Below are 23569 nucleotides of genomic sequence, written 5' to 3'. Positions count from 1 at the left end.
CGGTGACAGCCGCGGGCTCGTGGATGCCGGGACCCGAACGGCGTTGTATGCGGCGGTGGTTCGCGCCCACCCAATCATCGGCGGGCACCCCGTCGCGGGGTATGGCGGGGCATGCGTTGTGTGCGGCTCCGTTGCGCCCCCGTCAAGACACGTCGGTGCGCCGCGGGCGCTTGAGGATGAGGTCTCCCGCGTACGCGCGCACCTCGGCTCGCGTACGTGGGCCGTGGTCGGCGGCCAGGAAGTGCTGGCCGATGGCGACGCAGAAGGCGATCAGGCTGCGGGCCTCGACCTCGTCGGGATCGGAGCAGAAGGTGCCGATCATCTCGCGCAGCAGTTCCATGCGGCGGTTGTCCACGCGCCGGAGCCGTTCCGCCACCGCGTCGTCGCGGCGGGCCCAGTCGCGGATCGCCAGGTCCAGCGGTAGCAGGCGGTCGTCGGAGAAGGTCAGCGCACCCGCGCGCTGGATCTTGGCCTTGGGGTCGCCGCCTTCCCGCTCGACGCGGTCGATCACCTCGTCGGTGCTCTCCCGTTCCCAGGTGTCGAGCACGGCTTCGAGGAGCGCGTCGCGGTCGGCGAAGTAGCCGTAGAACCCGCCCTTGGTGACGCCGAGCCGCTTGGCCAGCACCTCGATGCGAACCGCATCCGGGCCGCCTGCGGCGAGTGCGTGCAGGCCTTCCTCGACCCATCTGTCGCGCGGCGTGCGGGGCGTGCCCGCCATGTGCCACACCTCACTTCCCGTCGGATATACGGCACCGTACAAAATCGACTAGCGTCGTCTTGTACGCCACCGTATATCCGAACGGAGCGAACGATGCCCCCTGTGCGCGCCCTGTTCCGCCGTCCTCGGTCCGAGCGTCCGAGGGGGGACCGCCGGTGAGGCTCCCCGTCAGCGCGCACACGGACCAGCCGTGGCGCATCCACGAACTGACCCGCGACTTCCGGGTGGAGGACGTGTGGGCATTCCGTACGCCTGGCGCCGGGCCGGACGACTTCCCGGCCATGCTCGCCGCGATGCGGGCGGCCGGGGGACCGGCACGGCAGAGTGCGCAGTTCCGGTTCCTGTGGGCGGCACGCTGGAAGCTGGGTGCGCTGTTCGGGTGGGACAAGCCGGAGGACGGCATCGCCGCCCGGGTCCCGTCCCTGCGCGACCGCCTGCCCGCCGGCCTTCGGGACGACCCGGGGCCCGAGTCCGACGAAGTCCCCCTCACCCCGGTGTACGAACTCCCCGCCGAGTGCGCCCGCGAACTGGCGAACAAGACCGTCCACACGGTTATGCATCTCGGCTGGTCGCCGGCCCCCAACGGCGACCATGAGCTGCGCATGGCCGTCCTGGTGAAACCCAACGGGACGTTCGGACGCCTCTACATGGCCGGCATCGCGCCGTTCCGCCATCTTGTCGTCTACCCGGCGCTGACCCGGCAATGGGAGCGTGCCTGGCGGGACCACGGCCGCGCGGGCCGCGAGGTACCCGCCTCGGTGCGCGACGGCGAAGTCACCCCGGTCGTCGGGAGGCGCAGCGTCCCGCCGTCTCTCCAGGCGCTCACCTCGTTGCCGGACTTCGACTACGTCGACGTGTTCACCATCGACACGGGTGCTAATGCGGACGCCACCCCGGAGCGGTGGGCCCGAGCCATGTTCGGGGACGTCCCCAGCCTCGCCGAGCGGTTCATCTGGCGCGGCCTGCTCGGCCTGCGGCTGACCCGCGGGCGGTCGGCGGACACCGTGGCCGGCTGGCGCGTCACCGGACGCGGGGAGGACTGGATCCGATTGGCCGCGGCGTCCTGGTTCCTCAGCGGAAACCTCGTCGTCCGAACAACCGGCGGACGGACCTCGTTGGCCACGTTTCTCCGCTACGAACGACCGGTCGGCCGACTCGCGTGGCGCCCGCTGTCCGCCGTGCACCGCCGCCTGGTGCCGGGCCTCCTCCGCGACGCGGCGGAGCGGATCCGCTGAACGACCGGCCGAACGTACGGACTTCCCGGGGGCTACTGCGCCTTCATCTTCTCGGTGAGACGCTTGACGACCAACGCCGCGCCGCGGAAGGCGATTTCTTCGGTGGCCTTCACGTCGGGCGCCTTCAGGTCGACCGCCAGGACCGCCACGACGATGGACCCTTTCCTGGCCATCACCCACACGTACGGAGCGTTCCGTTCGCCCTTCGCGTCGACCCAGATCGCCTCCATGACCAGCGCCTCGTCCACGTCCGCAAGATCGTGCGGGTCGGTCGTCACGGAGGTCAGGCGCGCGCCGCCGGCCAGCGTCTGGGACGGGCAGCGCTTCGCGTCGTCGCGGAGCTTGTCGATCGCCGCCTTCGCCGACGTGACGTCCTCGAACGCCGTCGCTCCCGAAACCGCGAAGACCTGTTCGAGGCCGGAGGCGGTGGGGCTGAACGTGTAGCGGTAGAGGTTCGCGACCGCGCCGGGGATCGTGCCGTCCTCGCGGCTCGTGCAGTCGTCGCCGACGACGAACCGGGCGAGCGAGTCCTCCTCGTACCCTTCCTGCTTCTCGTACGTGGACCCCCAGTGACGCGGTTCCAGCGGCACCGCCCGCACCACGTCCTTGGCGCGGTCCCCGAGCGGTATGTCGACGGTCGGCGAGGGCGGCGGCGCGGGGCGGTCCGGCGACGGCTGCCCGGTGTCGCCGCCCAGAATGCGGGCGATGTCGTTGGTCGGCGGGCCGTCACCCTCAGCCGTCGAGCCCGAACCGCTGCTGCACCCCGCGAGCGCGATCAGCATTGCCGCCACCAAGAAACCCGTGCCCCGCAGAACCAGCCCCGGACGACTCACCGTTGCCCCCATGTGCGTGCGATCAACTGACTGATTCTCCGCACATGCGGGTCACGGAGTCGACAGCGTCGCGGTGACGGTTTGCACGCGGTGACGGTTCGCGCGCGGGGGCCGACCGCCCCCTGAGCAGGTCAGCCGCGCCGGAGGGTCAGCGCGCTGAGCGCCGCGGCCAGTGCGACCCCTGACAGACCAAGGCCCGTCGTCCACGCCGCCTCCGCCGCGCCCGCGCCGATGCGCTCCAGGTACACGGTACCGAACACCGCGACGCCCAGGACCTGGCCGAACTGCGTGACGGTGGCGAGCAGTCCGCTCGCGTCCGGCGCGTCGACCGGCGCCACCCGACGCAGACCCAGCGCCATCACCGGACTGAACGCGGCGCCCAGCGAGGCACCGACGCACGCCAACACGCCCATCAGCACAGCCTGGTTCGCACCCTCGTGCTGCGCCCACGCCAGACCGAGGTACGACGCCGCGACCGGCACCAGGGCGATCGCGGGCAGGTGCGGGTGGAAACGTACGGGCAGCCGCTGCCAGTTGAGGCTGACGACCGCGAACCCCAGCGCCGGCGGCACGAACACGCCGCCCGCGTGCAGCGCCGAGAAGCTGAGCCCGCCCTGCAGGTACAGGGCCGAGGTGAAGAGGAATCCGGCGTACGACGCCATCACCAGCGTCATCGTCACCGCCGCCCCGGCCACGCCCGGCGTGCGCAGCAGCCGCCCGGACACCAGCGGCGCGCCGCCCCGGCGTTCGACACCGCGTTCGACCAGGCCGAACGCCGCGAACAGCGCGACACCCGCGGCCATGCAGACCCAGCCCCACAGCGGCCAGTCCTCCTCGTGGCCGAGGACGAGCGGCACCACCAGCAGCACGATCGCCGGGGAGACCACGAGGAGCCCCCGCAGGTCGAGGCGCCGGGCGGTCTCGGCACGGTCCGGCGGCATGAGGCGGGGCACCACGGCCAGGAGCGCCAGGCCGACCGGCACGTTCACCAGGAACACCGGGCGCCACGACAGTCCGAACACGTCGGCGGTCACCAGTACGCCGCCGAGTATCTGCCCGGCGACCGCGCCGCCCGCGATGACCGCGGCGTAGAGGCCAAGGGCCTTCGCCCGTGCCGGGCCCTGGAACTGACGCTGGATCACGGAAAGCACCTGCGGCACCATCAGCGCGGCGCCCGCGCCCTGCACCGCCCGCGCGGCGATCAACGACCCGGTCCCCGGGGCGAGTCCGCAGGCGAGGGACGCGGCGGTGAACACGGCGAGGCCTGAGACGAAGAGGCGCCGGTAGCCGAACATGCCTCCGAGGCGGGATCCGGTGACGATGAGGGCGGCGTACACGATCGTGTACCCGGCGACGATGAACTGGAGTGCGGAGCCCGAGGCGTCGAGGTCGTCGCGCAGGGTCGGCGCCGCGACGTTGACCACGGACACGTCGAGCAGAGCCATGAACTGGCCGGTGAGCACGGCGGCGAGGAGCAGCCCGGGCCGCGCCGGCGACGGCGGCGCCTCCGGCGCGCGTAGCGGCCGGGGGAGTGTTGTCTCGGTCATGCGCCAACGGTCGCCGCGCCGCGGTACCGGTAACAGAAGCCTGGCTATCCCGGTACAACCACCACCCGGCACAACCCCGTGGCGCCCCCCCAACAGCCCCCTCCACCACCACATCCCCCGCGGCTCAACGACATGCGCCGGCCGTTGTCCACTATGCGCGATGGGCGGAGGGGGTGTCGGCTGGTTTCGTTAGCGTCGCCGGGCGTCGGGGGCACAACAACCGAGAGGGCAGCACGTGGAGATCTGGACCGATGGAACGACCGTTGTCCAAGCCTGTGACAACACCAATGCCGTACGGGTGTTCAGGTCGTTGACACGCGTCGCCCACGCCCAGCCGGAGCGCCCCCTGTGGTGGAAGACCCCGCTCGCCGTGGACCCTGTGGCCGGGCGCATTTGGACCGGGGACCGCGTCGAGGAATTCGCCCTCGACGACGCGACGCGGGTCGCGGCGTACGAGGATCGGGTCCTGCGCCTCGCTGCGCTCGGCAACGGCCGGCTCGCCGCGGTCCTCCCCGCGCACCGCGGCGCCTCGGACTGCCGGATCGCGGTGGGCAGGCCGGGTGCGTGGGAGCGCGAGGTCGTCCTCGACAACCTCCACGAACACCACGGCGTCGTGGCCGGTCTGGCCATGAGCGACGATGAACCCCTGTCCCGGACCCTCGACGGCGACCCGACCCTCACCGTCACCGAACACGGCATCGTGGTCGCCGACGGCCGCAGCGGAGTGGTCGCGCACTTCACTCCGGACCTCGACCTCGTCGGACTGTGGTACGCGGGCGGCACCGACGAAACCGAGCTCATTGGCTATGCCACTGCCCACGGCGTCCTGACCACCGCCCGCTGGGCGGCGCGTGATTCGCTGATATTCCGCCTGACTGCGGACGGACCGCAACAGCTCCTCGCGCAATACGCGGCGTACGCCATGCCCGCGGACAACGACCGCATCTGGGTCGTCGGCAATTTCGACATCCTGCTCCTGGACCGTGACGGCGGCACGATCGCCACCGCACGCACGCCGCGCGACCTGGTGCTGGCCGCGCACGCCGCCGGGGCCTGCTGCGTCATGGCGACGACGTCGTCGGTGGCCGTGGCGGTCGCGGAGGACGACCGGATCGTGACCCACACGATTCTCGTAGAGGACCTGATCGACATCGTCGCCGTCTTCCCGGTCAAGCCCCACGACAATGCGCCACTGCTGGAGATCACTTCGAAGCACAGCCTCTCGTACGGCTACTCCGCGCACCCCGCGACGAACGGCGAACACCACGTCGCCGTCGACAAAGTGAAGCCGGGGGCCGAGGAAGAGGTGACGGCAGCGCTGCGCGAGGCCGGTGCGACAGCCGTCCAATCCCGCGCACACGACGTTGACGGGCTACGCCGTCCCTGCTGCGAGAACTCCTAGAACGCCTAGAACTCCGTGGTTCCGCCGGCGTGTTGCCGACGATGGTGTCGGTGAACAGCCGCGTCCGCAGGCTTTCGGCGGGTTCGCGGGTGGTGTACGGCGCGGGCGGGTCCGGTCAGATAAAGCGGTCGGTGTCCAGTTGGGTGTACCCGGCGACGGAACCTGCGCTGCCAGCGGTGATCCGGTCCCGGTCGGCGGAATCCGCCAAGCGGTGGTTGGTGACGACCATGGACGAGACCTCTTTGAACAGACCTGCGGGCAGGGCGAGTTGGGGGGAGCGGAAGGTATTGGTGCCGCCTTGGAAGGGCTCGTCGTCGGTGCCGCGTCGTGGTCGTCGCCCGCCTCGGCGCTGAAGGCGGCCGGCTGACCTCGGCCGGCTGGTACCCGTAACGGGCTCTTGGTTATCCCGGTATCAGGAGCACCTGGAACGGGTGTGCTGTTGGGGTGAGGATGGTCGGTATGAACAGTACGGGCGCGGTCGCGCGGGCGCCGCAGACGGTTCGGCGGGGTGAGTTGTCGGCGTTCCTGCGCAGTCGGCGCGCGCGGATCGCGCCGGGGGATGTCGGCCTGCCGCAGGGCACGCGCAGGCGTACGCCGGGGCTTCGGCGCGAGGAGGTCGCGCAGCTCGCCGGGGTGGGCGTCACTTGGTACACGTGGCTGGAGCAGGGGCGGCCGATCAAGGCGAGTGCGCATGTGCTCGACGCGGTGTCGCGCACGCTGCGCCTGGACGTCGCGGAGCGCGAACACCTGTACCTGCTGGCGGGGATCCCGTCGGTGTCGCGGCCGGAGAGCATGGACCCGGTGCGGCCCGAGGTGCAGGGGATCCTCGACCACCTCGACCCGCTGCCCGCGGCGGTCTACAACGCGCGGTGGGATGTGCTGGCGTGGAACGCGACGTACGCGATGCTCTTCCCGGGCGTGGCGGGCGCCATGTCGGCGGAGCAGAACGTCATGTGGAACATCTTCACGAAGCCGGAATGCTGCTGCCCGTTCGTCGACCCGGAGTTGGAGATGCCGCGCATGGTGGCGTCGCTGCGGCCCGCGTACGGACGGCACATCGGCGAACCTGCGTGGATCGCCTTCGTGCAGCGGCTGTGCGAGGCGAGTGCGGAGTTCGCGGCCTTGTGGGCGCGGCAGGACGTGCTGGTCGGCGACGTGCACGTGAAGCGCCTGCGGCATCCGGAGGTCGGCGAGATCCGAGTGAGCGTGACGTCGATGACGCTGGACGTGCCCGACGAGGATGAACATCTACACGACCGTCGACGAAGAGTCGCGCGAGGCGATTGCGCGCCTGCGAACGGTCCCGCAGCCGCGGGTCGGCTGTCCGGGCCACGGGTACGTCCACTACCACAACCCCGCTTTCGTCACGGCCGGTTCGGACGCGGCGCAAGTGGCGGTGCAGGTCGCTGGGCAGGTCGCTGGGCAGGTCGCTGGGCAGGCCGCCGCGCAGGTTGCGGCGCCGACCGCGGCATCGGTCGCGGCCGAGGGAGTGGTCGGCGCCTGAGACCCGGCCACCCGGTTACCTGACGGCCGCGGGCGTGGGGTGCGTACGCTCGCACGCACCCCATGCCCGCCTGGTTCCCCCAGGTTCCCCCGGCCGGAGCCGGCCAGGTCCAGCCGGTCCCGCCGGGTTCGGATCAGGCCGCGCTGTCCGCGAACTTGCGTACGGCCTCGTCGATCTGCTGCTCGCTGACCGGGAATCCGGGGAAGCGGGCCAGGCGCGACAACGGGATCGCGCGGATCATCTGGCCGCTCTCCGGGTCGAAGAGCATCGCGGCGAAGCCCTCGGTGCCGACGGCCTCGCGCAGCCACGGGCCGGCGGCCGGGTGGGCGAACCACTGCTCGGCGGTGGAGTCGGCCTGGAGCGGCACGGCGAAGGCGTCGCCGGTCAGTTCGACCGTGCCTTCGAGGCGGATGTCGCGCGAGGACGCCCCGACGCGCAGCCCGAAGACGCCGCCCTCGACGACCCAGCGGTTCACGGCCTCGTGCCAGAACGCGAAGGCGCGGCGGCCCAGCGTCAGGGTGACCGGGGTGCTCTCGCCCGGCTCCAGGGTGACCCGGGCGAAGGCGCGCAGCTCCTGCTCGGGGCGGAAGACGGACGCCTCGGGGTCGGCGACGTACAGCTGCACGGTCTCGGTGCCCGCGCGGTCGCCGGTGTTGGTGACCGTGACGGTGACGTCGACCTGCGGCTCGGTGCCGTCGGCGCGGACCGCGACCTGGAGGTTGTCGTACCCGAACGTGGTGTACGACAGGCCGTGCCCGAACGGGTAGGCCACGGGCAGGCGGTGCGCGTCGTACCAGCGGTAGCCGATGAGCAGGCCCTCGCCGTACTGCACGCGGCCGAAGTCGCCGGGGAAGTTGCCGATGGTGGGGTTGTCCTCGTACCGCACCGGGACGGTCTCGGCCAGCTTGCCGGACGGGGCGACCGCGCCGAGCAGCAGGTCCGCGACGGCGCTGCCGCCGGCCTGGCCGAGCAGCCAGCTCTCCAGGATCGCCTTGGCGCGGTCCTGCCAGGGGGCGAGCGAGACGACGGAGCCGTTGGACAGCACGACGACGAGGTTCGGGTTGGCGTCCGCGACGGCGTGCAGCAGGGCGACCTGCTGGGCCGGGAGGTCCATGTGGGCGCGGTCGTAGCCCTCGGACTCGTAGGCGGGAGGCAGGCCGAGGAACAGGACCGCGACGTCCGCGCCCGCGGCGGCGGCGACCGCCTCGGCGACGAGTCCGGGGTCGGCGTCCTCGGACTCGATGACGTAGCCCGCCGCGAACGCGACCTCGCGGCGTCCCTCCAGGGCGGTACGCAGCGCGTCGAGGGCGGAGTCGACGCGGGTCGGGTTGACCTGTGACGAGCCGGCGCCCTGGAAGCGCGGGGTACGCGCGAACTCGCCGATCACGGCGACGGTTCCGCCCGCGGACGGGTCGAGCGGGAGCACGCCGCCGTCGTTCTTGAGCAGGACGGCGCTCGCGGCGGCGGCCTCGCGGGCGAGCGCGTGGTGCGCGTCGGCGTCGTAGCCGGCCGGGTCGGCGAGGGCGGGCAGCGCGCGGTCGACGAGCGTGAGGACGCGGGTGACGGCGAGGTCGACGTCGGCCTCGGTGAGCTGTCCGGAGGCGACGGCGTCCAGGATGATGCGCGTGCCGACGCCGCCGGAGGACGGCATCTCCAGGTCGAGGCCGGCCGCGACGGTCTCGGCGCGGCGGCTGACGCCGCCCCAGTCGGAGACGACGAGGCCGCGGAAGCCCCAGTCCTCGCGCAGGATTTCGGTGAGGAGCTGACGGTGCTCGGCGACGTACGTGCCGTTGACCCGGTTGTAGGACGACATCACGGTCCACGGGTCGGCCTTGGCGACCACGGTCTCGAACGCCGGGAGATAGATCTCGCGCAGCGTGCGCTCGTCGACCTCGGCGGAGACCGTCATGCGGTCCGTCTCCTGGTTGTTGGCGGCGTAGTGCTTGACCGACACGCCGACACCCTGGCTCTGCACGCCCTGGGTGAACGCCGCGCCCAGCTCGCCGGCCAGCGCGGGGTCCTCGGAGTAGTACTCGAAGTTGCGGCCGCAGAGCGGCGAGCGCTTCATGTTGACGCCCGGGCCGAGGACGACCGCGACCTGCTCGGTGCGGCACTCGCGGCCGATCGCCTCGCCGACCCGGGCGAGGAGCGCGGTGTCCCAGCTCGACGCGAGGCCGGCGGCGGGCGGGAAGCAGGTGGCCGGGACGCTGGCGAGCAGGCCGAGGTGGTCGCCGCTCTCGTCCTGCTTGCGCAAGCCGTGCGGACCGTCGGAAAGCATGATCGCCGGGATGCCGAGGCGCTCGATCGGCTGGGTGCGCCAGAAGTCGGAGCCGTCCAGGAGCGCGGCCTTCTCCTCGAGGGTGAGTTCGGCGAGGAGCGCCGGGATGTCGAGGTGTGCGGGGACGTCGAGCTGTGCCGGGACGTCAAGCGGTGCGGGGGTGTCGAGCCGTGCGGGGTCGCTGGTCATTTGCGTCGTCTCCGTGGGTGCGGTGGATGGACGGCCCGCCGCCGGAGCGGCCCGCGTCGGCCGTGGCGCCACTATAGGCACAATCCCGACCGTGTGGTAAGTATTCGCGACAAGAAAACTTATTGCCTGGTAAGTATTGGGTGTGTGGCATTCTGTCGCGCATCCAACCGCGAGGCCGACGCCCCGCGAGGCCGAGGCCGGGAGGAACGGACGTGACCGCCCAGGTGCGGCGCAGCTACGCCAAAGGCCGCGCGAAACGCCGCGAGATCATCGACCAGGCCGTGGCCCTGTTCGGCGAGGTCGGCTACCGCGGCGCCTCGCTCCGCGAGATCGCCGCCCGCTGCGGCATATCCCACCCGGGGCTGATCCACCACTTCCCGACCAAGGAAGCCCTGCTCCTCGCCGTACTGGCGCAGCGGGACGAGGACGACGCCCGGCGCCTCACCGCCGCCGGCGAGGTGGGCGTGGCACGCCTGCGGCGCATGGTCGAGGTCGTCGAGCTCAACACCGGCCGCCGCGCGATCGTCGAGATGTTCACCGCGCTGGCGGCGGAGGCGACCTCCGCGGACCACCCCGCGCACGCGTACTTCGCCGAGCGCTACCGGAACACGATTGCCGGGCTGACGTACGACTACGCGCACGCCCGCAAGGCCGGTCTCCTGCGGCCCGGCATCGACCCGGAGGAAGCCGCGCGCCAGCTCATCGCGCTGATGGACGGATTGCAGGTGCAGTGGCTGATCGACAGCGAGGGGACCGACATGGCCGCGATCGTGCGAGCGCACGTACAGGCGCAGCTCACGGTCGGGGTCTGAGCCCCGCCGTACGCCCGCTTCGGGCGCGCCGGAGCGGTCCGTACGGGTCCGCCGCAAATGCGAACATACGCGCGACGCGCGGACCGAGATCTCCCTGATTCCCCGCGCGGCGCGCTAACCTGCAAGTCAGGGGCCCTGTCCCGGGTCCCGTCGACGCCGTAGCCCCAGGGGAGGGCCCATGTCCGGTGTCACCCCGAGTTCGACGAGCCGCGGCCTGGTCATATGCACCGGGGTCTACCTCGCCCTGGCGTCGCTCTACTCCGCGATCTACAGCCCGCCGGCGTGGATGTGGTTCGGCTGGTCCGTCATGGCCATCGCGACCGTCATCCTCATCGTCACCGACCGCTGAACCGACCGCCGAGGGTCACGACTGACCGAGGGCACGACCGCCGAGGGTCACTGACCGCTGACCTTCGCCAGCCGCCAATCCAGAGGCGCGCGGCCGCCCGCGAGGCGCGGACCGCCCGCAGGCTTGGGCGTACGCGCGCGCCTGACTCACAGCACGAGCAGGTCGAACAACCGATCGAGCTCCGCCGCCGGGTTCGCGGTCAGCCCCCCGTGCACCGGCCCCGGCTGCACCACCGCGCTGCGCGGCGCCGTCAACCAGCGGAACCGCCGCCCCGGCGGCTCCGCACCCGCGGGCCCGGCCCCCGGCGCCCCCGCGCACACCAGCTCCCACGCCGCCAGCGCGGCCCGCGTCTGCACCGAGTCCGCCGCCGGATCGAGCGCACACAACCGCGGCACGTCCAGGTGCGTACGCGCGCCCAAGAAGCCGAACGCCTGGCTGTAGAGGACAACGCCGGCGTTGATGCACTCGCCGCGGTCCACCCGCGGGATGACGCGGATGAGCGCGTACTCGAAGAACTCCCGCGGCCGCGGCGCCACTTCGGCGGTCAGCGGGGTCGCGCGCGGCGCGGTGGACGGCACGGAGTCCGGCAGGTCGCGCGGCTCGGCGGCCGCCGGAGTCCGCGGGGTCGGCGAGGCGGAGGCAGTCATGAGGCGTCCACCGCCGGGAGCCAGGCGTCGCGCTGCGCGACGCGGGCGAGCAAGTGGTCGACGTACGCCGTGCGCAGCGCCTCGGCCGAGTCGAGCCCGAGCGCGACCTCGGAGTCGTTCGGCACCAGCCACTCGTCCGGCACCAGCCCCGTCACCTCGCTCAGCAACTCCCGCGTGACCAACGGCGCCAGGGCCTTGTCGGCATCGCCGAGGTGCCCGGCGGCCATGGGAGCGAGCACGTGGTCGGACGCGTCGTACGGACGTGTCGCCGCCGCCTTCGCCGCGGACCACGCGTGGTGGAACCACAGCGCGGCCCCGTGGTCGATGAGCCAGAGCCGGTCGTGCCACACGAGCAGGTTCGGGTTCCGCCAGGAGCGGTCGACGTTGCTGGTCAACGCGTCGAGCCACAACACACGCGCCGCGGTCGGGCCGTCCGGCTGCCACGCCACCGGGTCGAAGCCCACCGCCCCGGGCAGGAAGTCCATGCCGAGGTTGAGCCCGCCGGACGCGCGCAGCAGGTCCTGGACCTCCTCGTCCGGCTCGCTGCGGCCGATCACCGGATCCACCTCGACGCGGACCAGGTCGGGCATCGCCAGCCCGAGCCGGCGCGCGAGCTCACCGACGATCACCTCGGCGACCAGGACCTTGGGCCCCTGACCGGCGCCGCGGAACTTGACGACGTACGTGCCGAGATCGTCGGCCTCGACGAGGCCCGGCAACGAGCCGCCCTCGCGCAGCGGGGTGACGTACCGGATGGCATGGACCAGGGGAAGCACAAGATCAGCCTAGCGGTGCCCGGGCACGCGGGCGCACGGCGGCGGGGCGCCCGGCTGCCGCACACCGGGCCGCAAGCGAGGCTGCGCATTACTCGAACTGCCGGGTGATGGTCGGGTCGGTGATCAGGTCGTCCCGGGCAGGCAGCATGGCCTTGCTCAGAATGACCGACAGGGTCCGGTCACCCCCGCAAGGGAGATACGCCCCGGCGGGAACCGCGTCTCGCGGCCGACCGGCCGGCCGGGTGATGCGGCAGGTTCTAGGCTGGTGCCCTACAACTGCACTGCGGATGGCGAGCGTTCGAGGCGCCGCCCGCAGGACCGGGGACGGCCGGGGACGGCCAGGGCTGGGGGGACGACGGTCGATGCGCGTGACGATCACCGTGAACGGCGGGGACGGCTCCGACGGCTCGGACGGCTCGGACGCGGCGGAAGACGTCCGGCACCTGTACCGGTGGCTTCGTGATTCCGACCAACTCCGCTATGACGCGCGTGTCGAACTCGCCTCGGCGGAGGCGCCGGACGGGGCGGCGATGGGCCCCGCCCTCGACGTGATCGACATCGTGCTGGCGAGCGGCTTCTCGGCCGCGAGCCTTGCCGCGACGCTGGCCATGTGGCGGAGCAGCCGTCCGCGGGCGGGTTCGGCGACGCTGACGGTGGGGGCGACGACGGTGACCGTGCAGGACGGTTCGCCGGAGACCATCCGGGCGATCGTCGATGCGCTGACGGCGACGCCGAGGTCGGTTCCCGCTCCGACTCCCGATCCTGCTCCGACTCCGGTTCCCGCGCCGGCGGCAGATCCCGCTCTAGCGGCGGATTCCGCGCCGCCGGCGGATCCCGAGCCGACGGCGGCTCGGCGGCCCGCGGACGGGGCCGCCGAAGGCGACGCCTGATGACGCCCGGCCTGCACGACCCGCGCGCGTCGCGTGCCGTGCTCATCGGCACCCACACCTACGACCACCTCACCGACCTCCCGGCTGTCGCGCACAACCTGCGCGCACTGCGTACGGCGCTCACCGACCCCCTCGTGTGGGGGCTGCCCGACGCGCACTGCACCGTCGTCGAGCAACCCGGCAGCGCCGACGACGTGCTGGAGACCGTCGCCGAAGCCGCCTCCGCCGCAAGCGACTTGCTGCTTGTGTACCTCGCCGGGCACGGCCTGCTGTCCCCGGTCGACGACGGACTCGACCTCGCGCTCCGCGGCTCGCGGCACGACCAGCGGTTCCGCCGCCTCGGCTACGAGTCGGTACGCGGCGTCCTGCGCGACGCCCGGCACATCCGCGCCAAAGCGGTCGTCCTCGACTGCTGCTTCGCCGGACGCGCGATCGTCGGCGCGATGGGCCCTCCCGTCGAACTCGCCGCCATCTCCCAGGTGGAGGGCACGTACCTGCTGGCCGCCGCGTCGGCCACCGAAGCCGCGCTGGCGCCGCCCGGCGAGACGTACACCGCGTTCACCGGCGAACTCCTCGACATCCTCGCCAACGGCATCGCGGGCGCCGACGCGTACCTGGACTTCGCCGTCGTCCACGACCACCTCAGTGCCCGGCTCGCCGCCAAGGGGTGCCCGCGTCCGCAGCAGCGCAACGACGGGCACGGATCGCGAATTGTGCTGGCACGTAACCGCGGTGCCGTGCCGGAGGCCGAGGAGAACGGCGGCCTGCGGGGGCCGCTGCGCGACCTGCTCGTGGCGCAGCAGCGCGCGGCGAGCAAGTTCCCGTACCGGCTGTACGGGGCTCCGTCCAACGCGCTGGCGACGGTGTACGTACGGCAGCAGACACGCGCGTACGTCTCCGAGCGCGACCACGCCCCGGCCCCCGAAACGGACGGGGAGCACAGGCGCGAGTTCGGCCCCGAACATGGCCCGGACGACTCGCACGTACGCCCGGGCAACGGCCCGACCGCCGAACGGCACGTCCGGGCGCCGGGCCCGCGCCCTTCACCCACCCGCTCGACCTCCGCGCGCCCGGCGACCGTCGCCCCGCTGCGCCTGGTGGACGAAGCGCTCGCCCTGCACCGTCACCTGCTCATCCTGGGCGGTCCAGGGCAGGGGAAGTCCACGCTCACCCTCCAGCTTGCGTCGACCCTGGCCGCGGAGTTCCGTGCCGACGGCGGCGAATGCCTCGTGCCGCTGCGCGTCACAGCCGCCAAACTCGCGGACCTGGACGGGCCCTGGAACACCCGCGTCGAACGCGCCCTCACCGACGAACTCGGCCCGTTCCTCGACGGCGCCCTGCCGCCGGACCTGCCGGCGTTCCTGCCCGCCGAGCACACCCGGCTGCTCATCGTGGACGGCCTCGACGAGATCACCAACCCGGAGCAGCGGCGGGCCTTCATCGCGATGCTGGGGAGCCGGCTGCAGGACGAGGGCGTACCGTACCGCTTGTTGATCACCAGCCGTCCGCTGCCCCGGGACGAACTGGAGTTCCTGAACCAACTGGCGCTCGGGACCTACACGTTGGAGCCGTTCAGCCGCGAACAGTTGGCGGAGTTCGCGGGCCGGTGGTTCGGCGGCACGCCGAACGGCCGCCACCGGGCGCAGTCGTTCCTGCACCAGATCGGGCGTGCGGGCGTACGGGAGCTGAGCCGCGTACCGCTGCTGGCCACCATCGCGGCGATCGTGTTCCGCGAGGGAGAGTCGGGGGCGCTGCCGACCAGCCGATTCCGGCTGTACGAGCAGTACTTCGCGTACCTGGACCGCGACCAGACCGCGATGCACCACAAGCAGAAGGCGCGGATCCTCGACGATCTCAAGTACGCCCACGCGGTGCACGTGCAGAGCGTGTCGTACCTGTTCTCGCACCTGCGCGAACTGGTCGAGCACCTGGCCGAGTCCGTCGTCAACGTCCGGGACGCCGACGCCGAACCCCGCGACCTCCTGCGAACAGCCCTGGCCTGGCTCGACGGCCAAGGCTGCCGCCCGACGCGTCTGCAACTGCCGCAGTGGCCGACCCTCGTCGCCACCTTCCTCGGCGCATCCGGCCTGTTCGTGCTGCAAGGCGACCGACTCCGCTTCGTGCACTACACGTTCGCCGAGCACATCGCCGCCGACGTCCGCGCCGCGGGTCTGCCGGTCGAGTTCGACCCGGAGGACGCGGCCTGGAGCACCCTGCTCGACGAAGCGCAGAACGCCAACATGCAGGCATGGGCAGTCGTCGTTCATCACTCGAACATGCACGCGAGCGGCGATGCCATCCTGACCTGGCTGAACGGCGGCGGCACCCAGCACCAGGCCCTGGCGGGCACCTTCCTCGCCAACGGCATCGAGGCGGACGAACGCCACGCCTCGCGCTTCGTGGACCACGTGCTCCACCGTCTGGCGAACCTGCTGCCGCACGAGGAACGCCGACAGATCGTCAGCGATATCGCGGCGATGGTCCAGTATCCGGAGATGCGCACCGCAATCGACCGGTACCTGCGGGAGGGCTACAGGACGTACGACATGCAGATCGCCGTCGCCGAGGCCATCGGTCCCGACGTCCCTCGGATTGTCGAGCCGGTGTTGCACGCCGCCATGCGGGACACGGATGCCGCCGGCAGTCATCGTGCGGCCGCGGCTCGCGAACTCGTCGACCTGGCACCGCACTACTTCGGCGAAGCCGTCCAGGTTCTGCGCGGCATCGTGTCCGCGGAGCGATCCACTCCCGATGACCGCCGGGTGGCGGCGGCCGCCCTGGGGTCGCTCGATCCTGGGTTCGCGGACGAGGCCGCGGGCGCCCTGCGCGGCATCCTGGCCTCGCAGGCGAGGCTGACTGCCCGCGTCGGCGCGGCTGTGGCACTCGCCGGACTGGGGCCGAACCACGTCGACGAAGCCGCGGCAGAGCTACAAGGGCTCGCGACCGTTCCGGAGGCATCGTGCGAGGACGTCGTGGACATTGCGACGGCCCTTGCCGAACTCGGCGCCGAGCACGCGGTGTCGGCCGCCGAGTTGCTGCGCGCGGCCGCCCACGGCCGCCCCGAAGGCGGGCGTATGACGGTCGCCGCCGCCCTGCCGCGATGCGGATCGGCGTACCGGGACGAGGCGGCCCGCATGGCACGCGAGACTGCCGCGAGCCCGGACGCCGAGCCGGACGATCGCGAGCAGGCGGCCGCACTGTTGGACCGGCTCGGCCACACCGCCGAGGCGGCGGCGTTGTGCATGGCCATGGCCCGTGAACCGGACAGTTACAGCGGTTCGCGCCGCGCCGCCGCAGTGAGAGCGGCGCAGCTCGACGTCGGGTACGCCCCCGAGGCAGCCGAGCTCCTGTGGCGGGCGGCCGTCAACGAGGACGACGCCGAACGGGAGCGGGCCGCCTCCGCCGCGGCACTCGCATCGCTCGGCACGGCGGACCGCGAACGGGCGGTCGCCTTGCTGCGTGCGGAGATGACCTCCCCGGAGGCCACAGCCGATGCCCGCATCGCCTTCGCGACAGCGCTGGGAAAGCTGAGCCCCGCATACACCGCCGAGGCAACGCGGGCACTCCTCGACCTGAGGTCGGTGGTCCCTGCGCTGCGGTCCGAGTCCCTGGCGGCGGCACTTGCGGATTTGGGGGCCCAGAACACCGAACCGGCCGCCGCACTGCTGCGTACGGTCATCGGCCACCCTGACGCCCACGCCAGGGACAGGGCGTCGTGTGCGAGCGCACTCGCCGAGCTCGCGTCCGCTTACCTCGGCGAAGCGGCGGTCGCGCTGCGAGAGAACGCCCGCGCACCCGACTCGGATGGATATGCGCGCGTGGACAGCGCCGTCAGACTCGCCGGCCTGGCGCCCCGCCATACTGCGGAGGCCGCCGCGATGTTGGCGGCGATAGTGTCCGACGACGGCCACAGTGTCTGGGTACAGAAGGTGGCGGCCGAGGAACTGTCCGAACTCGATTCCCCGTTGGCCGAGTTGGGAGTCGCTCGCCTCCTAGGGGTGCTCGACCAACCTCACACGCGAGCCCACGCGATGGTCTCGACCGCGCGGGCGGTCGCCCGCTTGGCTCCGCAACACGCGGCTGCCGCGACAGACAAACTCCGTGAGCGTATGGGGGCTCCCGACACCCCGATCGAGGACATAGCCGTCCTCGGCGGCCACCTGGCCCAGCTCGAACCGGATGACACGGAACGGTTCGCCGAGTTCCTACGCGGCGTTGTTCGCGAGGGTGAGACGACGCCGTACGCGCGGCGCTGCGCGGTGCAGTCGCTCGGCGGGCTCGGGCTCGCATTCCACGATGAAGCCGTCGCGCTGGGCGATGTTGTGGCATCGGCCGCCGACGTGCCCAACGAGTACCGCTGGATGGTCGTCGCGGATCGTTCCGAATGGGGACCGAGATACCGGCACCAGGCGCTGCAAATCTTTCGGGCCGCGCGCTCCGACCGCACCCTCTCCCGGCGTGAACGGTTCGAACTCGCGCGGAAGTTCCGGGATCTGGGGACCGCGGGGCAGGCGGACGCGACGGCTGTGATGTTCGAGGTGTTCACCGACGCGGACTCCCCTCGCTGGCTGCGCCACTTGGCCGCTCGCGAGGTCGGCACAACCCACCGGGGGCGGGCGCGTGAAGTCGTCGGGCTGCTGCGCCGGGCGGCCGCGGACGTGGAACGCCCGGTCCTGGCACGGGTACAGGCGATCGAGGTTCTGGCGTTCGTGGATCCCGACGCCGGAGCACAAGCGGCGGAACTGCTGCCGGAACTGCTGGAGTCCACGTCGGACGCGGCTGCACGCATCGACATCGTCCAGGCCTGGGACGCTTCCGGCCGTCGCTTCGGTCGAGCGGCGGCCGAAACCGTGCGCGCGGTCCTGGCCGACGCAACAGCCGATCCTGCCGAGCAACTCCGTGCCGCATCCGTGCTGTTGCGGATCGGCCCGCAGCACCAGGAGGAGGCGGCAACGGCTTTCCGCGGCATCGTCACCTCGACGCATGCCTCGCTCGACGTGCGCACCATGGCCGCCTACCGGCTCGCCGACATCGCCCCTAGGTACGAGGGCGAAGGTCTGACGCTGCTGCTCGGACTCGGCGACGAGGCGGGAACCGCCCAGGCCGCCGTACTCGTCGCCGGCCGTCTCGAATTCCTCGGCGGGGCGCACGGGCCCGCAGCGGCCGCCCTGTTCCGCCGCGTCGCGCGGGACGTTGCGGCGCCCGCGTACCTCAGGGGACTGGCCGCCGGCCGCCTGGCGTACCACGGGCGGGTGAACCGGCGCGAGGCCAAGACGATCCTGCGCGGGATCGTCGCGGCCCCGGACACCCCGCGCCGCACCCGCCGGAGGGCGGCTGTGGACCTCGGTCAGCTCGGAGCCTCCTGCGCCGCCGAAGCCGCGGATGTCCTGTTCGGGATGGCCGCGGCCAGTCCGGCCGGTTCGGTCGCCCGCCGCGCCGCGCTGCGGTCGGCGGCACTCATCGGGCACGCGTACGCGAGCAAGGCCTTGGCCGAACTCGACGCCCTGGGGGCGCAATCGCCCTCCTACTGCCACCGGCCGGCGCCGGGGACGGGCCAGGGGAGCGGAGGCGGCGCCGTGGTGGCCACGTGAGCCGGGCGGTTGAGGAGAGCAATCGCAATCTGTTGCGTGCACGGGACGCGATGGATCGCTCCTACGCGCAGCCACTCGACGTCCCGGCGCTCGCCCGGATCGCACACGTCTCTCCGGCGCACTTCAGCCGGACCTTCCGCGCCGCGTTCGGTGAGACACCGCACCGTTACCTGCAACGCCGCCGCGTCGAGCGGGCGATGTTCCTGCTGCGCGAGACCGACAGCCCGGTGACCGAGATCTGCCACGCCGTGGGCTTCGGGAGCCTGGGAACGTTCAGCCGGACCTTCCGCGACATCGTCGGTCGGTCGCCGCGCGCGTACCGCCGGGAGGCGGGTGGGGGCGCGAGTCGGAGCCAGGGGGCCGCGTACGTGTCCACCTGCTTCACGATGGCCTGGACGCGGCCGCGGAGTTGAGCAGTTTCGGAGAAGTTTCCGGCGGACCCGGCAACTAGATTCGTACACATGTTCACTTCGATCACGCACTCGCAGATCTACGTCCTCGACCAGGACCAGGCCCTGGACTTCTACGTCGGGAAGCTCGACCTGGAGGTCGTCGCCGATGTCGACCTCGGCTTCATGCGCTGGCTGACGATCGGCGTCCCGGGTCATCCGGACCGGCAGATCCTGCTGGAGAAGCCGGGGCCGCCCGCGATGTCCGAGGAAACGGCCGAGCAGGTACGCGAGTTGCTCACGAAGGGCGCGCTGGGCGGCCATCTCATCTTCAGCACCGACGACTGCCGGAAGACGTACGAAACGCTGCTGGCCCGCGGCGTCGAGTTCACCGAGGGCCCCACCGAGCAGACGTACGGCATCGACTGCGGCCTCCGCGACCCCTTCGGCAACAACATCCGCTTCAACCAGGCGAAGGCGTAGCCGGCAAACGTACGCTCGCGGCCCGCGACGTGGCAGCCCACCCATGTCGCGGGCCGAGCACGTCCCGACAATCGTGGGTCTCGGTAGTCGGCTGGCTTCCGGCAGCATGCTGTGCCGATGCGAAGGCCTCGTCCGTTGTCTTGGGCGGGGCCTTCGCCGTGTGCCATCCGTGCCGCACGCAGGTGGCGCCCGGTTCAGTCGGACAGTGCGTCCGGGTCCGCCCCACGCCCTCGTGCTGGGCGCGACTGCGGTCATCTCCTGCTCTGGGGCCGAGTCGGAGTTCGGGCATGCCCGATGGCTTGCGCGTCTCTATGGCAACAGGTATGTTGCTACAGAGATGGCAACATATGTGTTGCGAAAGGAGGTGGGCATGGTTGCGGACCGGATCGAACGCGAGGTCGTGCTGCGGCATCCCGTCGAGCGGGTGTGGGCGGCGCTGACCACCGCCGAAGGGCTCTCGCGGTGGTTCGGCTCGGTGGCGGACGTGGACCTGCGGCCCGGCGGGCGGGCGTACTTCCGCTGGGATGACCTCGACCAGGACTCCGTCGGCACGATCGTGGTCGTCGAGCCGCCACACCGCTTCGCCTTCAGGTGGCCGATCGGGGAGATGCCGGCGGACGACGCATCGCAGACGCTGGTGGAGTTCGTCCTGGAGCCGGTATCGGACGGCACCAGGCTGCGCGTGGTGGAGAGCGGATTCGCGCAGGCCGCCGCCGACGTCGCCCGGGCCGCCCACCAGGCCAACAGCCTTGGATGGGACGGCGAACTCGTCGACCTCGGGGCCTATCTCGATGCCGCCGCCTGATGCCGAGACGCAGGCCGTCGCGGTGTTCGCGGCGCTCACGGACCCGACCCGGCGTGCCCTGCTCGACGAACTCGCCCGGGCCGGGCCGGCGACCGTCACCGACCTCGCGGCACGGCTGCCGATCACCCGCCAGGCGGTGGCAAGGCACCTCGCCCGGCTCGCCGAGGCGGGCGTGATCAGTTCCGACGAACCGACCGGCCGCCGCCACCCCTACCGTCTGGAACCGGCCCCCATTCGTGCGGCCCAGGTGTGGCTGGCCGCACTCGCCAACGGATGGGACGACCGGCTGGGCGCACTCGAACGCGCGCTGGACGCCACCGACACCAAGGAGTCACCCGACCATGGGCAAACCTGAATTCTCCGCCGGCCTGAACATCGCGATGAAGATCCCCAAGGCACACTACGAGGCCACCGTCGCCTTCTACCGCGACACCCTGGGCTTCGAGGTCGCCGAAGAAGAAGTCGCCTACGCCCCGACGGTCTCGCGGACCCATGCGGTACGTTTCGGCCCCACTACGCTGTGGCTCGACTGCGTCGACAACTACAGTCGGCCCGACCTCTGGCTCCAACTCCACACCGATGACTTGGACGCGGCGACGAGCACCCTGGCCGACGTCGGCATCCGTCCGTGTGACGAGGTCGAACCCCTCGCGGACCTCGACACCAGAACACATTGGATCAGGAACCCCGCCGGTGTCGTCCACCTGCTGGCCGAGTCCCCGAAGGCCGGCGCGGACGGCAGCGGCGCAGCCGCCTGACAGGCGGTGCGCCCTGGCCGTGCCGCGCAGCGGACGTTCGCGGCGAGGTCGTCGGCGGCGTCCGGGGCGCCGGTCAGGTGGCGCAGCCGGGCGTGCTGGAAGATCCCGTCGTACATCGCGTACGCGGTGGCGGTCGGGAACGCGGCGGGGCGGCCGGAGAGTTCGGCGTACTGGTCGACGATCCGGGCGATCAGTACCTGCACATGATCGTGCGCGGGCGACCGCCGAGACGTCGGCCGAGCTCGGCGACGAAGTCGTCCCTCAGTTCGGGCCAGTTCTCGAACGCGACCGCCAGTTCGGCGACGTACGCGCCGAACTCCCATCCCCAGTCGCCCAGCAGCGCGCCGGCTCCGCAGTCTCCGCAGGTGGCCGAGGGCTCGGCGTCCTGCCGCCAGGCGTGCAGCAGTTCGTGGAACCGCTCGAGGTCCAGGGGACTGCCGCACCCGGGGCACGGCGGCGGTTCGAACAACTCGTACGCGGTGTAGGCGTCACGCGTGCACAGGATGTCCGCCTCGTAGCGGCCGTTCAACCACTCGTCGGTGATCCGCCCCTCCGCGGTCGGACCGGCGAGGAACTCGCCGGAATCGCGCGGGCGTACGTGGCTCGGGTTGCGGACGAACAGCCCTTCGCCGGTCAGCCACTGCTCGATCTCCGCGCGGCGGACGCGCGCCTCGTCGGCGGACAGGTCGAGGGCAAGGACGTACACGATGGTGTCACTCACCCCTCGGATCGTAGGCGCCGCCGACGGCCGCGGAAGAGACGCACCGGGCGCGCACCCGGAAAACCGGAGGCGGAGCCGCGGTGCCGCGCGGGATGCTCGCGGGCATGACCAGGACGCCGCCGGACCGCCCCCGCACGCTGGTGCTCGCCCCACGCAGCACGGAGACCGACCGGCGTCTGGGACCGGCCGCGTACCGCAAGGGGCTTCGCGTCGAGCGGTCGCACGACTGGGCGGTTCCCGACGGCGTGCCGCGCGGCGAGGCGTACGTCTACGCCGGGCCGCTCTTCGCGGACGCGGTCGCCCGGGAGTTGGGTGTAGGCCCGCTCGAACCCGCCGACGACTGACTCGCCCGACTGCCCCGCGGGCTGACCGGGCGCCGGGTCGAGGCGATGCCGCTGGGGCGGGCCCGCGCACTCCGCGGGCCGCGGTTCGTGAAGCCGCCTGCGGACAAGACCTTCCCGGCGCGGGTGTACGGCGACGGCTCCGAACTGCCCGGGCCCGATGTGGCGGATCAGGACGCGGTCGTACTGGTGTCCGAAGTGGTGCGCTTTCGTGCGGAGTTCCGGGTGTTCCTGCTGGACGGACGCGTCCGCGCCGCGTCGCGGTACGCCGTCGACGGGGACCTCGCGGTCACGCCGTGGGACGGGTGCGCGGAGGAGGCGGACGCCGAGGCGTTCGCGGCCGAGGTCGCCGCGGACCCGACCTCGGGCCTGCCGAGCGCGGTCGTCGTCGACATCGGGCACACGGACGCGGGGGAGTGGGCCGTCGTCGAGGCGAACGCGGCGTGGGCGTCGGGCGGCTACGCCTGCGACGACGACGGCGTATTGGAGGTGGTGATGCGAGCCGGGGGACCGTTGGCGGAGGTGCGCGCGTCCGATCGGGTGTTCGTACGCGCCGCACCGGAAGTTGTGCGATGAAAAGCCGAGGAACCAGGACAAAAGCCGCCGCCTCCGAGAAAATCCGCATGACTTGCGGGCATCCGGGTAGACACGCGAACCATACCGGCGCCCGATCCGGGCGCCGGTCCGTGCTGCGTGGAGGTATCGCATGCTGATGGCGCATCCGGCGGTTCTGGCGGACCTGGTCGAGCAGTACGAGGCACTCAGCCTCCTCCACGCCGAGCAGGGCACCCCGGAGGCGAGGCGCCGCATGGAGGACGTCGCCTACACGCTGTGCGTCTCCACCGGAACGCGGGACGTCCACGCGGCACTCATCGCCGCGAAGCTCCGCCTCCCCGGGGCGAGGCCCGAGGACGACTCGCTCGTCGAGGCCTGATCTCCGGGACCCTTCGCGGCTGTTCCACCGGGCGTGCCCCCGCGGCACGCCCCTTTGCCGCGCCCCTTCGGGCCTTGCTTCGTCGGCCCACCTGCCGACCTGCCCGTGCCGGCAGCCGCGCCGGTTCGTCATCGATCGCGCGTGGCCGGGTAGCCGTGATGCGCAGATGCAGGCAAAAGGCCTGCGGATCCGACGCGGCTGGTGGTGAGCGGACGTGGTGCCGGGAAGCGGCCGAGGAGTGAGTCCGCGCGCGTTTCCGCGTGCCGAGCGGCGCAACGCACGGGACCCGGGAACGCGCGCCCCGGCGGGGGCCGATCGGAAGAGCGGCGGGGAGGGGAAGAGTGTTGGCGGTAGGGGGAAGATGTAC

The 23569-nt window shown here is 71.9% G+C and carries 23 protein-coding genes; 15 read left to right on the top strand and 8 right to left on the bottom strand.

Going from position 1 to position 23569, the window contains the following annotated elements; all coding sequences use genetic code 11:
* Positions 1 to 142 precede the first annotated feature (142 nt).
* Complete coding sequence (locus tag AB0C36_RS19830) at positions 143 to 718, bottom strand: TetR/AcrR family transcriptional regulator (RefSeq protein WP_358355744.1); 576 nt, start codon at positions 716 to 718, stop codon at positions 143 to 145.
* 155 nt (positions 719 to 873) lie between these two features.
* Here AB0C36_RS19830 and AB0C36_RS43255 point away from each other — a divergent pair, with 155 nt between their 5' ends.
* Complete coding sequence (locus AB0C36_RS43255; RefSeq protein ID WP_435839077.1) at positions 874 to 1953, top strand: DUF2867 domain-containing protein; 1080 nt, start codon at positions 874 to 876, stop codon at positions 1951 to 1953.
* A gap of 32 nt (positions 1954 to 1985) precedes the next feature.
* Here AB0C36_RS43255 and AB0C36_RS19820 read toward each other — a convergent pair whose 3' ends face one another.
* Together AB0C36_RS19820 and AB0C36_RS19815 are read right to left on the bottom strand one after the other, a co-directional pair.
* Positions 1986 to 2735: a hypothetical protein gene (locus AB0C36_RS19820; RefSeq protein ID WP_358355742.1), complete on the bottom strand. Its 750-nt coding sequence runs from the start codon at positions 2733 to 2735 to the stop codon at positions 1986 to 1988.
* Positions 2736 to 2917: 182 nt separating this feature from the next.
* On the bottom strand, positions 2918 to 4333 hold the full coding sequence (locus AB0C36_RS19815; protein ID WP_358355740.1) for an MFS transporter: 1416 nt from the start codon (positions 4331 to 4333) through the stop codon (positions 2918 to 2920).
* A 310-nt stretch (positions 4334 to 4643) separates the two neighbouring features.
* Here AB0C36_RS19815 and AB0C36_RS19810 point away from each other — a divergent pair, with 310 nt between their 5' ends.
* Both AB0C36_RS19810 and AB0C36_RS19805 read left to right on the top strand, forming a co-directional pair.
* Positions 4644 to 5735 carry a hypothetical protein gene (locus tag AB0C36_RS19810; RefSeq protein WP_358355738.1) on the top strand — a complete coding sequence of 364 codons (1092 nt, stop codon included), beginning with the start codon at positions 4644 to 4646 and terminating at the stop codon, positions 5733 to 5735.
* Positions 5736 to 6194: 459 nt separating this feature from the next.
* A complete protein-coding gene (locus AB0C36_RS19805) occupies positions 6195 to 7262 on the top strand; it encodes a helix-turn-helix transcriptional regulator (RefSeq protein WP_358355736.1) in 1068 nt (355 codons plus the stop codon).
* Positions 7263 to 7372: 110 nt separating this feature from the next.
* Here AB0C36_RS19805 and AB0C36_RS19800 read toward each other — a convergent pair whose 3' ends face one another.
* On the bottom strand, positions 7373 to 9706 hold the full coding sequence (locus tag AB0C36_RS19800) for a glycoside hydrolase family 3 C-terminal domain-containing protein (protein WP_358355734.1): 2334 nt from the start codon (positions 9704 to 9706) through the stop codon (positions 7373 to 7375).
* A 212-nt stretch (positions 9707 to 9918) separates the two neighbouring features.
* Between AB0C36_RS19800 and AB0C36_RS19795 the strand changes: the two genes are divergently transcribed.
* Together AB0C36_RS19795 and AB0C36_RS19790 are read left to right on the top strand one after the other, a co-directional pair.
* Positions 9919 to 10518 (top strand): TetR/AcrR family transcriptional regulator, encoded by a 600-nt coding sequence (locus tag AB0C36_RS19795; RefSeq protein WP_358355733.1) that lies wholly within the window; start codon positions 9919 to 9921, stop codon positions 10516 to 10518.
* A 178-nt stretch (positions 10519 to 10696) separates the two neighbouring features.
* The gene (locus AB0C36_RS19790; protein ID WP_358355731.1) at positions 10697 to 10867 is read left to right on the top strand and encodes a hypothetical protein; all 171 of its coding nucleotides are present in this window, start codon (positions 10697 to 10699) and stop codon (positions 10865 to 10867) included.
* 146 nt (positions 10868 to 11013) lie between these two features.
* On the opposite strand, the gene AB0C36_RS19785 is transcribed toward AB0C36_RS19790, so the two are convergent.
* The 3 genes from AB0C36_RS19785 to AB0C36_RS43250 form a co-directional block, all read right to left on the bottom strand.
* Positions 11014 to 11415: a DUF3037 domain-containing protein gene (locus AB0C36_RS19785; protein WP_358355786.1), complete on the bottom strand. Its 402-nt coding sequence runs from the start codon at positions 11413 to 11415 to the stop codon at positions 11014 to 11016.
* A 95-nt stretch (positions 11416 to 11510) separates the two neighbouring features.
* On the bottom strand, positions 11511 to 12290 hold the full coding sequence (locus AB0C36_RS19780) for a HipA family kinase (protein ID WP_358355730.1): 780 nt from the start codon (positions 12288 to 12290) through the stop codon (positions 11511 to 11513).
* Positions 12291 to 12378: 88 nt separating this feature from the next.
* Positions 12379 to 12669: a DUF7737 domain-containing protein gene (locus AB0C36_RS43250; protein ID WP_435839076.1), complete on the bottom strand. Its 291-nt coding sequence runs from the start codon at positions 12667 to 12669 to the stop codon at positions 12379 to 12381.
* Between AB0C36_RS43250 and AB0C36_RS19775 the strand changes: the two genes are divergently transcribed.
* The 7 genes from AB0C36_RS19775 (at position 12659) to AB0C36_RS19745 (ending at position 21206) form a co-directional block, all read left to right on the top strand.
* On the top strand, positions 12659 to 13180 hold the full coding sequence (locus AB0C36_RS19775) for an effector-associated constant component EACC1 (RefSeq protein ID WP_358355728.1): 522 nt from the start codon (positions 12659 to 12661) through the stop codon (positions 13178 to 13180). The two genes, AB0C36_RS43250 and AB0C36_RS19775, sit on opposite strands and share 11 nt — an antisense overlap.
* On the top strand, positions 13180 to 18771 hold the full coding sequence (locus AB0C36_RS19770; protein ID WP_358355726.1) for a caspase, EACC1-associated type: 5592 nt from the start codon (positions 13180 to 13182) through the stop codon (positions 18769 to 18771). The genes AB0C36_RS19775 and AB0C36_RS19770 overlap by 1 nt, the downstream gene beginning before the upstream one ends.
* Entirely contained in the window at positions 18768 to 19184 is a 417-nt protein-coding gene (locus tag AB0C36_RS19765; RefSeq protein WP_358355724.1) for a helix-turn-helix domain-containing protein, read from the top strand. Before AB0C36_RS19770 ends, AB0C36_RS19765 begins: the two co-directional genes overlap by 4 nt.
* 48 nt (positions 19185 to 19232) lie before the next feature.
* Positions 19233 to 19643, top strand: coding sequence for a VOC family protein (locus AB0C36_RS19760; protein ID WP_358355722.1), 411 nt, complete (start codon positions 19233 to 19235; stop codon positions 19641 to 19643).
* Positions 19644 to 20013: 370 nt separating this feature from the next.
* The gene (locus AB0C36_RS19755; RefSeq protein WP_358355720.1) at positions 20014 to 20448 is read left to right on the top strand and encodes an SRPBCC domain-containing protein; all 435 of its coding nucleotides are present in this window, start codon (positions 20014 to 20016) and stop codon (positions 20446 to 20448) included.
* The gene (locus AB0C36_RS19750; RefSeq protein WP_358355718.1) at positions 20435 to 20803 is read left to right on the top strand and encodes an ArsR/SmtB family transcription factor; all 369 of its coding nucleotides are present in this window, start codon (positions 20435 to 20437) and stop codon (positions 20801 to 20803) included. Before AB0C36_RS19755 ends, AB0C36_RS19750 begins: the two co-directional genes overlap by 14 nt.
* Positions 20790 to 21206 carry a VOC family protein gene (locus tag AB0C36_RS19745; protein WP_358355716.1) on the top strand — a complete coding sequence of 139 codons (417 nt, stop codon included), beginning with the start codon at positions 20790 to 20792 and terminating at the stop codon, positions 21204 to 21206. The genes AB0C36_RS19750 and AB0C36_RS19745 overlap by 14 nt, the downstream gene beginning before the upstream one ends.
* 190 nt (positions 21207 to 21396) lie before the next feature.
* On the opposite strand, the gene AB0C36_RS19740 is transcribed toward AB0C36_RS19745, so the two are convergent.
* Positions 21397 to 21927: a hypothetical protein gene (locus AB0C36_RS19740; protein ID WP_358355715.1), complete on the bottom strand. Its 531-nt coding sequence runs from the start codon at positions 21925 to 21927 to the stop codon at positions 21397 to 21399.
* 104 nt (positions 21928 to 22031) lie between these two features.
* On the opposite strand from AB0C36_RS19740, the gene AB0C36_RS19735 reads away from it, so the two are divergent.
* The 3 genes from AB0C36_RS19735 (at position 22032) to AB0C36_RS19725 (ending at position 23202) form a co-directional block, all read left to right on the top strand.
* A complete protein-coding gene (locus tag AB0C36_RS19735) occupies positions 22032 to 22271 on the top strand; it encodes a hypothetical protein (protein ID WP_358355713.1) in 240 nt (79 codons plus the stop codon).
* A 9-nt stretch (positions 22272 to 22280) separates the two neighbouring features.
* Positions 22281 to 22844 carry an ATP-grasp domain-containing protein gene (locus AB0C36_RS19730; RefSeq protein WP_358355785.1) on the top strand — a complete coding sequence of 188 codons (564 nt, stop codon included), beginning with the start codon at positions 22281 to 22283 and terminating at the stop codon, positions 22842 to 22844.
* A 130-nt stretch (positions 22845 to 22974) separates the two neighbouring features.
* Positions 22975 to 23202, top strand: a complete 228-nt coding sequence (locus AB0C36_RS19725; protein ID WP_358355711.1) for a DUF5133 domain-containing protein — start codon at positions 22975 to 22977, stop codon at positions 23200 to 23202.
* Positions 23203 to 23569 lie beyond the last annotated feature (367 nt).

The organism is Streptodolium elevatio (genome assembly GCF_040649515.1).
GTDB classification, from domain to species: Bacteria; Actinomycetota; Actinomycetes; order Streptomycetales; family Streptomycetaceae; genus Yinghuangia; species Yinghuangia elevatio.
This window is presented reverse-complemented; position numbering and strand designations above follow the sequence as displayed.

Bases quoted from the DNA above. Each gene is read 5' to 3' on its own strand.
- AB0C36_RS19830 (WP_358355744.1), bottom strand. From the start codon at position 718: ATGGCGGGCACGCCCCGCACGCCGCGCGACAGATGGGTCGAGGAAGGC.
- AB0C36_RS19760 (WP_358355722.1), top strand. From the start codon at position 19,233: ATGTTCACTTCGATCACGCACTCGCAGATCTACGTCCTCGACCAGGAC.
- AB0C36_RS19815 (WP_358355740.1), bottom strand. From the start codon at position 4,333: ATGACCGAGACAACACTCCCCCGGCCGCTACGCGCGCCGGAGGCGCCG.
- AB0C36_RS19790 (WP_358355731.1), top strand. From the start codon at position 10,697: ATGTCCGGTGTCACCCCGAGTTCGACGAGCCGCGGCCTGGTCATATGC.
- AB0C36_RS19770 (WP_358355726.1), top strand. From the start codon at position 13,180: ATGACGCCCGGCCTGCACGACCCGCGCGCGTCGCGTGCCGTGCTCATC.
- AB0C36_RS19800 (WP_358355734.1), bottom strand. From the start codon at position 9,706: ATGACCAGCGACCCCGCACGGCTCGACACCCCCGCACCGCTTGACGTC.
- AB0C36_RS19755 (WP_358355720.1), top strand. From the start codon at position 20,014: ATGGTTGCGGACCGGATCGAACGCGAGGTCGTGCTGCGGCATCCCGTC.
- AB0C36_RS19750 (WP_358355718.1), top strand. From the start codon at position 20,435: ATGCCGCCGCCTGATGCCGAGACGCAGGCCGTCGCGGTGTTCGCGGCG.
- AB0C36_RS19745 (WP_358355716.1), top strand. From the start codon at position 20,790: ATGGGCAAACCTGAATTCTCCGCCGGCCTGAACATCGCGATGAAGATC.
- AB0C36_RS19805 (WP_358355736.1), top strand. From the start codon at position 6,195: ATGAACAGTACGGGCGCGGTCGCGCGGGCGCCGCAGACGGTTCGGCGG.
- AB0C36_RS19820 (WP_358355742.1), bottom strand. From the start codon at position 2,735: ATGCTGATCGCGCTCGCGGGGTGCAGCAGCGGTTCGGGCTCGACGGCT.
- AB0C36_RS19735 (WP_358355713.1), top strand. From the start codon at position 22,032: ATGACCAGGACGCCGCCGGACCGCCCCCGCACGCTGGTGCTCGCCCCA.
- AB0C36_RS19725 (WP_358355711.1), top strand. From the start codon at position 22,975: ATGCTGATGGCGCATCCGGCGGTTCTGGCGGACCTGGTCGAGCAGTAC.